Raw genomic sequence first — 9,652 nt, 5'->3', positions numbered from 1 at the left:
GCCCGCTCACGCAGCTCGTCGCTGTACTTCTTCGGTGCCGGCATGCTCTGCATCCTCCCTGAGATCAGAGCCTGCACAGAACTCGGGGCGCATCAGTGGTGCGGCCGGCAGCCCGGATGCCCAGGCCGCGGCACAGGCGTTCATCACCGCAGCCGCCACGGGCGCGGCCGTCGAGGCCTGCGCGTTGCTCGCGCCGCGAGCACGGGACGCGCTCGGGTCAGCCGGGTGTCAGCCGGTGCTGGCCGCGGTGCCGCATGCACCCGTCGTGTCGGCGTCTGTGTGGGGGGACGAAGCTCAGGCGCGCTCAGCTGCGGACACCCTGTTCCTGCACGAGTTCCCGGACGGCTGGCGCGTCACCGGCGCCGGCTGCCATCCGCGCAACGAGCAGGTCTACGACTGCACGGTCGGCGGGCGATGAAGGCCCGCGCGGTGTTTGCCGTCTACCTGGTGCTCGTCGTCGCCGGGTTGGCCTATTTCATCGCGATCGGAGCGCTGGGCCGATGACCACGATCCGTTCCTTCGTCCGGAACAACGGCCTCTCGCTCGCTTTCGGAGTGCTGTTCCTGCTCAGCCTGGCCGGCCAGGCGTGGTCGGGCCTCGCCGACTTCAACGACCAGCAGCTCGCCCACGGGGCCCAAACTGTCGGCTTGGTGGACTACCTCAGGTCCTCGTCGTTCGCCGTCGACGTCGCCGAGAACTGGCAGTCGGAGTACCTGCAGTTCTTCCTCTACGTCTTCGCGACCGTGTGGCTCGTACAGCGAGGTTCCCCCGAGTCGAAGGCTCTGCGCAAAGCCGGGCCCGAGAGTGACCGGGACCAGCTGCTCGGCCGGCACGTCCAAGACGGGTCTCCTCGGTGGGCGAGGGCGGGCGGCTGGCGCACGGCGGTGTTCTCCCGCTCACTCGGCCTGGTCATGGGCTCGATCTTCCTGCTCTCGTGGCTGGCCCAGTCGATCGCCGGGGTCAGCGCCTACAACGCGGAACAGCTGAGCAACTTCGGCGACTCGGTCAGCTGGGGCGAGTACGTGCTCTCGGCCGACTTCTGGAACCGCACCCTGCAGAACTGGCAGTCGGAGTTCCTGGCCATCGGCTGCATGGCGATCTTCAGCGTTTATCTCCGCCAGCGCGGCTCGCCCGAATCCAAACCCGTCGGCGCTGAACACCACGTGACCGACGAGTCAGGCTGAGCCAGCGACGGACTCGCCCCTCACATGTCCGGGTTCACTCCCGCTCGGCGTGCTCAGCACCCCAGATACCGGCGGCCTTGAGCTCGGCGAGCACCGCGGCGGTCGTCTCCTCTGGCACCGCTGCCTTGCCGCCGGCTCCGGCTGCGACCACCACTTCGGCGACGTCGTGGAGCTTCACGTTCGTGTGCTGCGACGCCTCACGCAACGCAGCGAATGCCGCGTCCTCAGGCCAGCTCCGTAGCACCATGAGCATGCCCTTGGCCTGCTCGATCACCGGCCGCGTGGCGAGGGCCTGTTCCAGCTGTTCAACCTTGGTTGCCTGGTCCACACTCTCTGAATCAGGGTTCACCGGGAAATCCTTCCACAACTGCCGGCGCTCTCGCAGCCCCGTCACGCCGGTCGGTCACCCGCCGGCCGGGGGCGATTTCGAGGAGGAGGGCGTGGACGAAACCTTGGGGAAGCCAGCGCCATGAAGACTCGCGCAGCAGGAACGCCCCCTCGGCCTCCCCCAGCGGGCGATCGTCGGGCGCGAAGCGGTAGACGTAGCCGTCTTCGCACTGGTCGGTCCGGATGGCTTCGAGCGTGGCGGGCGCGAGAGCCGGTAGCGGCGCGCCCGGTGTGCGCTTCGAGGCACCACGGGTCGATGCAGCGGTGGGTCGTTCCACCGACCAGCCGGTTGGCAAGACCGGACACTGGGCAACCTGGCACGCCCAGCGTTGCGCTGCGAGGGCGCGCAGAACTGCGATGCAGGCCGGGCGGGAGTGGCGTCGCCGGGGCCGCGTCCAGCGGACACGCAAGTCGCCGGTGCGGGCGGTCCACACGCCCCGCTCATCGCGGGACAACGAGCGCATCGAGCAGAGGCGATGCGACGCGACGACGATCAGCCGGCACGGCTCAGCCCGTCGGCGACTACCTGCTGCAGCGGCTAAGGCACAGAACCCGCTGAACAAACGCGAGACCCTGCTGGCCCCGACGGCCAAGGGCCGCCAAGTCGTGGACCGCGCGGACGGAGAACGACGGCAAGTGCTCGATCAGCTCGACGAAGACGCTCGGGCCGCGGCGGTCTGGGCGCTGGCTCGCTTCGCCGATGCCGCGTCCGCGCTGACAATAGCTGCGGAAGACAAATGACCACACTGCTCGCAACCGGGGTCGCCCTCGGACGCTGTTTCGGCCCTGGTCAGCCCGGGTATCTGCTGGCCAGAAAGAAGGAGGAGTCATGCCGGAGCAGAGCTGGAGCGGGAAGCGCGAACGCCAGTACAAGCACATCAAGTCCTCACAGAAGAACCGGGGTGCCAGCAACGAGCGCGCCGAGGAGATCGCAGCGAGGACCGTGAACAAGAACCGCGCCCAGTCCGGCGAATCGGAGTCAGCCAGCAAGAGCTCGACCCGAGACAAGAGCCCGCAGAAGCGAGGCGGACATCGCTCCGGGAACCGGCAGGGGCCGGGCGGGCCCACCAAGGACCAGCTCTACAACGAGGCGAAGAAACGCAACATCAAGGGCCGGTCGAGCATGACAAAGAAGGAGCTGGAGAACGCGTTGGGTCGCTGACCCCGAGCTGATCCGAAGCTCGGTGTCCTTGACGCCACTCGATAAGCCTGAGCCGGCGACATCGCAAACGCCGTCGTCGAACGGAGGCGGCCGCGCCATCGTGGACCGGACGTTGTCTGCGGCCAGCAGCCTCGGTGCCGACGCGGACGGTTGGTCGACCGCCCGTCCGGCGTAATCATGGGACATGGTCAGCGCCAAGGCACAGCTGTACATGGCTTACCTCCGTGCCACCGGGCAGAAACGGTTCTACGACGACGCCCGCACCCTGGACCGCCGGCTGCACCGACACCAGCGGCCGTCAATGGCCCGGCCGCCCCGGCGGGTCCGGCGCGCGTGTTCGGTGCAACGGTGGGAGGCGGAAGGTTTCGCCTGCTGGACGTTGCGACCACAGGAAGGAACGGCTTCTTGCTGCACGTGGTCCATCTGCACGGCGGCGGATACGTCGAGGAGATCGAAACGCACCACTGGCGCTACGCTGCCGACCTTGTCGATCGCCTCGGCTGTGCCGTGACCCTGCCGATCTACGCCCTCGTCCCCCGGCACGACCACACTGCGGCTCTGCCGATGGTCTACGCCACCTACCCCGCGTCGCCGATCACCACGCAGCCGAAGACACGGTGATTTCCGGCGATTCGGCCGGCGGAGCACTGGCACTCGCCATCGCTCAGAAACTGCGTGATGAAAACCGCCCCCAGCCCGCGCGCGTGCTGCTCTACTCCCCCTGGCTCGTCATCGCACGGGAGGACCCGATCTCCGTCGTGCTCGACGAGCACGACCCCCATGCTCGGCATCACGGGACTCCGGGAAGCCGGCCGCATGTACGCCGAAGGCACCGACGCCCACGACCCCCATCAGCCCACTGCACGCAGACCTGGCCGGTCTCGGGCCGTTCAGCTTGTTCATCGGCACCCGCGACGTCCTCCTGCCGACGCCCGCCGCTTCACCACACACGCCCGCGACACAGAGATCGGCGTGGACTACGCCGAGTACCCCGGCATGTTCCACAACTGGATCATGCAGAACATCCCCGAAGGCCGGGAAGCGATGAACCGCGGCGAACAAATCGTCCGGCGTCCCACGACCAAACCGGGCCGCGACCAGGCCGGATGAGCCCTACCTCCTGATGCGTGGCGAACTTCAGCGTCTACGTCCGCCATGCACCGCAGTCCGGATCCAGATCGATGTGGCTGGGGCCCGTGCATGCCATGCCGGACGTCCAGCGGTGTGTAGGTGACGGGTTGGCGGCGGTTTCCAGCAGGCGGCGTGCCTACTGGGCCGGGATGTCGGTCATCGCGCCCATGAGCTGGCCGGTGTCCGGGCCGGTCCCTGCCGAAGTGATGGGTCAGTCGCACCGGAACCTTGGGGGCAGCATGTCGTCGTGATCGCCGCCGGCCTTGGCCGTGTCGTTGGCCCAGACGCACGCCCACTCGGGATCGTGCTCCTTCCGGTTCTGAGGTGAGACCGAGGATGTACCGGAGTACGGCCGATCAGGTTGTTTTAGACGGATCCTCCCCGAATCAGCCTTTACTGCGCAAAAATGCAGGTATGTCCCCCAGCGTCAGGGGACATTTCAGCGAACAGGGGAGGGTTCTGTTGAGGAACATCGGAAAGGTCCTTGCTCGGACCTCGGTGGCCGTCGGGGCCAGCGTCGTTCTCGCGGCCACAGCAGTCAGCACTGCTCATGCGGCGGCTCGTGACGGGCACTGTGACGTGGGGGAATTCTGCCTCTATTGGGGGAACGAGCGGACGGAGTCGTTGTCGGACTTCACCGGCTCGATCTCGAACTACGGCGACTCGCAGCCGACCTGCTACGAGTTCAAGGGAAGCGGGCGGGGAATCAACACCTGCGTCAAGAACAACGCCATCTCCGCGTGGAACCGCACGAAGTACAAGGTCACGGTGTATTACAACAGCGGGTACGGCGGCGCCGAAATGACCTACTACCCCGGCACTTGGGGCAACTTCGTGCCCGAGCTGCTGAACAACAACGCCAGCCACCTGTTCCGGTCGTTGTAAACCGCAGAGACCGCTCAGCCTTGCCGGGAAAGCGAAGGAACCGGCAGGGCTGAGCGGTCTCGGCCGATGCGTACACGCATCGGTGACGAAATCGATGTCGTCGGGTAGGCCGATGAGATCGAGGTGACGTCGCGCACAAGTGCGCGACGCGGAAGCGTAGCCAAAGTCGGAAGTGACTTCGTCTGCGAGCCCCCGCACCTGCCGCACATCGGCCGAGCTGACCTCCAACGACCTGCCGCACCGCGTCGACGAGCACGGTGACCTGCTCGCTGGTCTGCACGGCACGCGCATGGCGGTGCCCGGCCGCTGACCCGCCTCGACCGGGTACCGGCGGCAGTGGCCGGTCAGCCGGGGACGCTGCGGGGATCGCGGCTGCGCGGATAGGTGTGGTGGTCGGCGATCGTGCCGTCCATGTTGCGGATGAAGTGCTCCACGCCGCGCTCGATCGCCATCTCGCGCCCATTGGCCACCGCCTCGGCTTTCGAGTCGAGGGTGCGCGAAGCCTGCTGGTTGCCCTCGACCTTTGTCTTCCACTGGCCGGCCTCGTAGGAGCTCTCGACGTCACCCGTCACGAGCCATCCTCGCCGTCCGCGGAACGCACTTGCCGCGCCACTTTCATGCTGAATGCCCGGGCCTCCACCAGCAGGAACGTCGGTTTCACCCGATCACCCAAGGGGTACATTCGAATGTCGAGAGAGATCGGAGGCCCGCGGAGCGAGGGGAGCAACCATGTCGTTGGTGGACGCGCAGACTGAGCGGACCAGCTGGCCGGCACCGGCTCCTCAGCACGCGCCAGACGGCGTTGACGCCGCGGCGGTGATCGCGGAAGAGAACCGGCACCTTCGGGAGGCGCTGCAGTCCCGAGGGGTGATCGAGCAGGCCAAGGGCGTGCTGATGGCCCAGCGCCGCTGCGACCCGCAGGAGGCGTTCGCCGTGCTCGTGACGCTGTCGCAGAACACCAACGTCAAGCTCCGCGACGTCGCACAAGCGTTGCTGGACGAATTTCTCACCACCGTGCCCACACAATCGCACGGTGGCCCCGCGGCCCCTCCTTGACCGCGAGGCCACCTGCGGACACGTCAGTTTCCGGCCACACAATGGCCTGTCACCAGCGCACCACCCAGGGCCTACCAGCACGTCCCCACAGGAAACACGGCAAACGGCAAGATCCTCGATCCGGAAGACGCCTTTGGGCGCTACCCGCGGCACCGCACCCGCATAGGGTCGTGCGCTACAGGCTCGGGGGTTCCCAGACCCCGGGTCACCAAGCCCATCTGCCCGGGGTAGTTGTCAGCTTCCTGCGGGTGGGGCAATTCGCTGGCGCAGCGTGGCATGGTGCACGTCCTGACCGCGAGCTGTTGCCGCGCAGCACGGCGACCGCTGCGCCAAAATCGGGACCATGCCAGAGTTCCACCCGAACCTCGGAGGGACGCACCCGCACCCGGAGTACAGGCGAGCGTCAGCCAGCGCCGCGAGGGACCGGCGCTGGTACTGAGCGCGCGCGGCGAGTTCGACGTGCACACCACGCCCGGCTGCGGCTCGCGAGACGCGAGGCCCCCGTCGGGGCCCCGCCGGTGCTGGTGACCGACTTGACCGAAGTCAGAGTTCTTCTCCTCAGCCGCACTCGGGGTGCTTGTCGAGGCGCGCGAGACCACCGGTGAGAGCATCGAGCTGCGGCCTCTGCCTTGCCGGCGGGCCCATCTCCTAGCACGTGGCCTTCGGGGACGAGGTCCCCCGTTCGAGGTCATTGGCCAGGGTTGAGTCGGCGCGGACTCAGCCGAAAACCTGGAACAGGACCGGCCGTCTGGCCACCGTGGACAACTTACGCGGGCGACGAGGCTCGTTCGCGAGGATGGGCGACGGCGGCACACCAGCGCCCGTGACGGCCGAGATAACTATCGCGATGGGAGCCACGGGCAGCGATGCGGCAATCGAAACCGCCGACGTAGTATCGATAGGAACCGATCTGCGGCACGCGCCTTCAAGCACTGCGTCAGGCCCGGCATGCGCCGCTGATCATGCTGGAGAACCCCACCGGCTGGACGCTCCCCTCGGCTTGCCGCGGACCGTTGTCGCCGACCACATGTGCTTCGGTCGCCAAGCCCAGCCGCGGCGCAGAAGGTCTCGCGCCCGGGTTTCGTTTCCGAGCGCCACGGGAAGACCGGTGTTCGACAGCAGGAAAAGGTCATGACGGAACCGTTCACAGTAGACACCGAAACATCCGTGGTCGAAGGCGATCTGACAGTCCCCGCCGATGCCACCGGAGTGGTTGTGTTCGCGCACGGCTCGGGAAGCTCGCGGCATAGCTCACGCAACCAGGCGGTCGCCCGGACGTTGCAGGACAACCGCTTCGGGACGCTGTTGCTCGACTTGCTGAGCCAGGAGGAGGACCGCGCCGAGGCGGCCGGCGGCCGCCGCCGGTTCGACATCGGGATGCTGCGTGACCGGTTACTGCAGGCGCTGGACAAACTGGCCGGCGCCCCTGCGGTCGCGCCTGCCCGGTGGGTCTGTTCGGCGCCAGCACGGGAGCGGCCGCGGCGCTGGGCGCGGCGGCCGCCCGGCCGGATCTGGTGCGGGCGGTGGTCTGCCGGGGCGGCCGACCGGACCTGGCGGGTGACGCACTGGACGACGTGCGCTGCCCGGTGCTGCTCATCGTCGGTGAAAACGACGGCACCGTGCGCAGACTCAACAAAGCCGCAGCAGCCCGGTTGTCCGGTGACCGCGAGCTGGTGGTGGTTCCTGGAGCCGGGCACCTCTTCGAAGAAGCCGGCGCGCTGGAACAGGTTGCCGACGCGGCCGTCGGCTGGTTCGACCGGCACCTCGCAGGCGGCGGGCACACCTTCGCCGTGTGAGAGACGAGACGTGACGCCGCGGTGGCCGGCCCTGAGCGAGCGGACTACGCCTGGGGCCGTGCCAGTGCACGCCCGGATTCGTGCGCCCGACTGCAGTTTCACGCTCTGGTGTTTGGAACAGAGCGGAGCCGCGCTGCGCGGGAGAGTGGTTGCCGCGGACGCACCTTTCCCCGAGGCGAACGACGTGATCTGCGCGGCCCGCACCGACTTGGCTGCGGTGGCTGTCGCCTCCGCGGCGACGGACTCGCGCTCGACTCTTCGCGAGGTGACCGCTGCAGGGCAGCGAGGAGAACAATCATGATCACCACTTCGCCCGTCGCGGCTGTGATCGAGCGGTCAGCTGGGTGACCGGCCCCGTGCAGGACGCGCGGAGTCACGGAAGTCAGCCCGCGGCACCGAGCCGCTGGGCGAGCAGCTTCTTGCCCTGCTCCGCACCCTTCCGGCTTTCCTCCTGCGCCCGGCGGAAGAAGGCGGCCAGCTCGCGGTCGCCCGCGCGGTCGGCGTCGGCGATGTAGGACTCCATTCGCAGCGCATTGCTCAGACACGCCTCCACGAACCAGATGATGTTGTAGTCCTTGTCCTGTGTACCTGTGACCTGATCGGTTTCGCTGCTGGCCACGATTCCTCCTCGAGATTCGCTTCCGATAGCCTCAAATTTCGGCTACCCGGATCCCGTCACTCGACACCTCGAACCGGCGGGCCCACGCGCGGCGAAGGTCCGTTGGTGGCCTCCACTGCCGTCACGCAAGTCTTGTTCGATGATCGACCGCGCGTTTCGCGACAGCCAGTGCCTTCGCCGATCAAGTCACCGTCGACGTTTAACATCCCGCGCGAGGGCTTCTGCGTGGATACCGGGATCGCTTCCAGAGGAAACGGTTGTGACAGCGGAAAACGAGAGTGAACATTCGTCTCCCCTCAGATGGTGCACCGTAGCGTTGAGTGCGAGACGATCGGGCAATGCAGGCATCCGATCGCCACCCCGCCCCAGGCGCCGGCGAGACGTGCGTCAGCCTGCATCACGAGAGTTCCGCTGTTGTGGTCACCGCACGCGGCGAATTCGACGCGCTCACCACGCCCCTGCTTGAGGGAGCAATCCGCGAGGCCCTGAAAACCACACCCGACGTTCTGGTGGTCGACCTGACCTCGGTCGACTTCTTCGCCTCGATGGCGCTCGCAGCCCTGTGCGAGGGACGCCAAGCCGCCGGCGAGCGCACCAGGCTGTGCCTGGCGGTCAAGCGCTATCTGGACCGCACCTTGCGGTTGGTCGGCCTCGACCAGGGGTTCGCCCTGTACTCGTCAGTGGCCGAGGCTCTAGCCGCAGACGACATCTGACCCGCTCGGCGCCACCCAGGGCGGGGTGTATACCTGGGCCGGGTGCGGGTATGCCGCAGGCACGGCCCCAGCAGCTCCATCACGACCGCGTGAGGTGGTGCCCATGTCTCCGACCGGCAACCGCGCTGCTGCAGCGAACTCCGAGTTGTCGATGCGACGACCCGCCCACGCCGACGACGCGACGCTCATGCGGTACGCCCTGGCAGAATGGCTCAGCGCCCACGACCTCACGGGAGATCTCGCCCACGACGTCGAACTCGCCACTTACGAGGCGCTGATCAACACGGCAAGCCACGCCTACCCCTCCAGCATCGCCGGCGCCGTCGAGTTGCACGCCCACCACCAGGATGACCTGATCCGGATCACCGTCACCGACGACGGCCGCTGGCAACCACCCTCCACAGACCCCGGCCAGCTGTACGGACGGGGCCTCAGCATCATGCGCGCTCTCGCCGACCACACCATCCTCGCTCCCACCGACGTGGGCACCACCGTGACCATGACCTGGTACCTGACACTGCCCGAGAGTCTCGACACGAGCTGACCCCGTGCAGCCCACAGTCACCGCCGAGCCCGGCGTACCACACACCTGGCGGCTGAGCCGCGGGCCGTCCGGGCGAGACCACCACCGGCGCCGAAGACTTCTACCAGCCCACCCACTCTGCCCGCGCTAGACGGTCTCGCCGGCTATGACAACGCCGACCGCCGTACCAACACCA

At 67.6% G+C, this 9,652-nt stretch carries 15 protein-coding genes and 1 pseudogene; 12 read left to right on the top strand and 4 right to left on the bottom strand.

The features are described from left to right. Both ACFY1H_RS33260 and ACFY1H_RS33255 read left to right on the top strand, forming a co-directional pair. Positions 1-418 (top strand): hypothetical protein (locus ACFY1H_RS33260; RefSeq protein WP_386953045.1); only part of this gene is annotated, 418 nt, incomplete at its 5' end. Positions 419-500: 82 nt separating this feature from the next. Continuing rightward, complete coding sequence (locus tag ACFY1H_RS33255) at positions 501-1,184, top strand: DUF6766 family protein (RefSeq protein ID WP_386953042.1); 684 nt, start codon at positions 501-503, stop codon at positions 1,182-1,184. A gap of 34 nt (positions 1,185-1,218) precedes the next feature. On the opposite strand, the gene ACFY1H_RS33250 is transcribed toward ACFY1H_RS33255, so the two are convergent. Next, complete coding sequence (locus ACFY1H_RS33250) at positions 1,219-1,533, bottom strand: ANTAR domain-containing protein (protein WP_366585033.1); 315 nt, start codon at positions 1,531-1,533, stop codon at positions 1,219-1,221. Next, positions 1,523-1,867 carry a hypothetical protein gene (locus ACFY1H_RS33245; protein ID WP_386953039.1) on the bottom strand — a complete coding sequence of 115 codons (345 nt, stop codon included), beginning with the start codon at positions 1,865-1,867 and terminating at the stop codon, positions 1,523-1,525. Before ACFY1H_RS33245 ends, ACFY1H_RS33250 begins: the two co-directional genes overlap by 11 nt. Positions 1,868-2,400: 533 nt before the next feature. On the opposite strand from ACFY1H_RS33245, the gene ACFY1H_RS33240 reads away from it, so the two are divergent. The 6 genes and pseudogenes from ACFY1H_RS33240 to ACFY1H_RS33215 all read left to right on the top strand — a co-directional run bounded on the left by ACFY1H_RS33240 (position 2,401) and on the right by ACFY1H_RS33215 (position 5,059). After that, complete coding sequence (locus ACFY1H_RS33240) at positions 2,401-2,733, top strand: plasmid stabilization protein (protein ID WP_366585027.1); 333 nt, start codon at positions 2,401-2,403, stop codon at positions 2,731-2,733. A gap of 414 nt (positions 2,734-3,147) precedes the next feature. Then, complete coding sequence (locus tag ACFY1H_RS33235) at positions 3,148-3,354, top strand: alpha/beta hydrolase (protein WP_386953065.1); 207 nt, start codon at positions 3,148-3,150, stop codon at positions 3,352-3,354. Next, positions 3,351-3,413 (top strand): annotated as a pseudogene (locus tag ACFY1H_RS33230) (hypothetical protein); the annotation flags it as partial. The gene ACFY1H_RS33235 and the pseudogene ACFY1H_RS33230, both read left to right, overlap by 4 nt. A gap of 100 nt (positions 3,414-3,513) precedes the next feature. Further along, on the top strand, positions 3,514-3,843 hold the full coding sequence (locus tag ACFY1H_RS33225) for a hypothetical protein (RefSeq protein ID WP_366585112.1): 330 nt from the start codon (positions 3,514-3,516) through the stop codon (positions 3,841-3,843). A 357-nt stretch (positions 3,844-4,200) separates the two neighbouring features. Beyond that, positions 4,201-4,749, top strand: a complete 549-nt coding sequence (locus ACFY1H_RS33220; RefSeq protein WP_366585025.1) for a peptidase inhibitor family I36 protein — start codon at positions 4,201-4,203, stop codon at positions 4,747-4,749. Positions 4,750-4,921: 172 nt separating this feature from the next. Beyond that, the gene (locus ACFY1H_RS33215; protein ID WP_366585023.1) at positions 4,922-5,059 is read left to right on the top strand and encodes a hypothetical protein; all 138 of its coding nucleotides are present in this window, start codon (positions 4,922-4,924) and stop codon (positions 5,057-5,059) included. Positions 5,060-5,093: 34 nt separating this feature from the next. On the opposite strand, the gene ACFY1H_RS33210 is transcribed toward ACFY1H_RS33215, so the two are convergent. Further along, complete coding sequence (locus ACFY1H_RS33210) at positions 5,094-5,321, bottom strand: DUF2188 domain-containing protein (protein WP_366585021.1); 228 nt, start codon at positions 5,319-5,321, stop codon at positions 5,094-5,096. A gap of 157 nt (positions 5,322-5,478) precedes the next feature. Here ACFY1H_RS33210 and ACFY1H_RS33205 point away from each other — a divergent pair, with 157 nt between their 5' ends. Continuing rightward, positions 5,479-5,805, top strand: a complete 327-nt coding sequence (locus tag ACFY1H_RS33205; RefSeq protein WP_366585019.1) for an ANTAR domain-containing protein — start codon at positions 5,479-5,481, stop codon at positions 5,803-5,805. 1,445 nt (positions 5,806-7,250) lie between these two features. Further along, entirely contained in the window at positions 7,251-7,601 is a 351-nt protein-coding gene (locus ACFY1H_RS33200) for a dienelactone hydrolase family protein (RefSeq protein ID WP_386953033.1), read from the top strand. A gap of 382 nt (positions 7,602-7,983) precedes the next feature. Here ACFY1H_RS33200 and ACFY1H_RS33195 read toward each other — a convergent pair whose 3' ends face one another. After that, positions 7,984-8,220: a hypothetical protein gene (locus tag ACFY1H_RS33195; protein ID WP_366585015.1), complete on the bottom strand. Its 237-nt coding sequence runs from the start codon at positions 8,218-8,220 to the stop codon at positions 7,984-7,986. A gap of 338 nt (positions 8,221-8,558) precedes the next feature. On the opposite strand from ACFY1H_RS33195, the gene ACFY1H_RS33190 reads away from it, so the two are divergent. After that, the gene (locus ACFY1H_RS33190) at positions 8,559-8,933 is read left to right on the top strand and encodes an STAS domain-containing protein (RefSeq protein ID WP_366585013.1); all 375 of its coding nucleotides are present in this window, start codon (positions 8,559-8,561) and stop codon (positions 8,931-8,933) included. A gap of 103 nt (positions 8,934-9,036) precedes the next feature. Then, positions 9,037-9,477, top strand: coding sequence for an ATP-binding protein (locus ACFY1H_RS33185; RefSeq protein WP_386953029.1), 441 nt, complete (start codon positions 9,037-9,039; stop codon positions 9,475-9,477). The last annotated feature ends 175 nt before the right edge of the window (positions 9,478-9,652 follow it).

The organism is Amycolatopsis sp. NPDC001319 (assembly GCF_042896185.1).
Taxonomy (GTDB): domain Bacteria; phylum Actinomycetota; class Actinomycetes; order Mycobacteriales; family Pseudonocardiaceae; genus Amycolatopsis.
Note: the sequence above shows the minus strand (reverse complement) of the source record. Positions and strands in the feature narration are given on the sequence as shown.

Coding starts and splice junctions, on each gene's coding strand:
- ACFY1H_RS33240 (WP_366585027.1), top strand. CDS start 2,401: ATGCCGGAGCAGAGCTGGAGCGGGAAGCGCGAACGCCAGTACAAGCAC.
- ACFY1H_RS33220 (WP_366585025.1), top strand. CDS start 4,201: ATGTACCGGAGTACGGCCGATCAGGTTGTTTTAGACGGATCCTCCCCG.
- ACFY1H_RS33190 (WP_366585013.1), top strand. CDS start 8,559: ATGCAGGCATCCGATCGCCACCCCGCCCCAGGCGCCGGCGAGACGTGC.
- ACFY1H_RS33185 (WP_386953029.1), top strand. CDS start 9,037: ATGTCTCCGACCGGCAACCGCGCTGCTGCAGCGAACTCCGAGTTGTCG.
- ACFY1H_RS33255 (WP_386953042.1), top strand. CDS start 501: ATGACCACGATCCGTTCCTTCGTCCGGAACAACGGCCTCTCGCTCGCT.
- ACFY1H_RS33205 (WP_366585019.1), top strand. CDS start 5,479: ATGTCGTTGGTGGACGCGCAGACTGAGCGGACCAGCTGGCCGGCACCG.
- ACFY1H_RS33225 (WP_366585112.1), top strand. CDS start 3,514: ATGCTCGGCATCACGGGACTCCGGGAAGCCGGCCGCATGTACGCCGAA.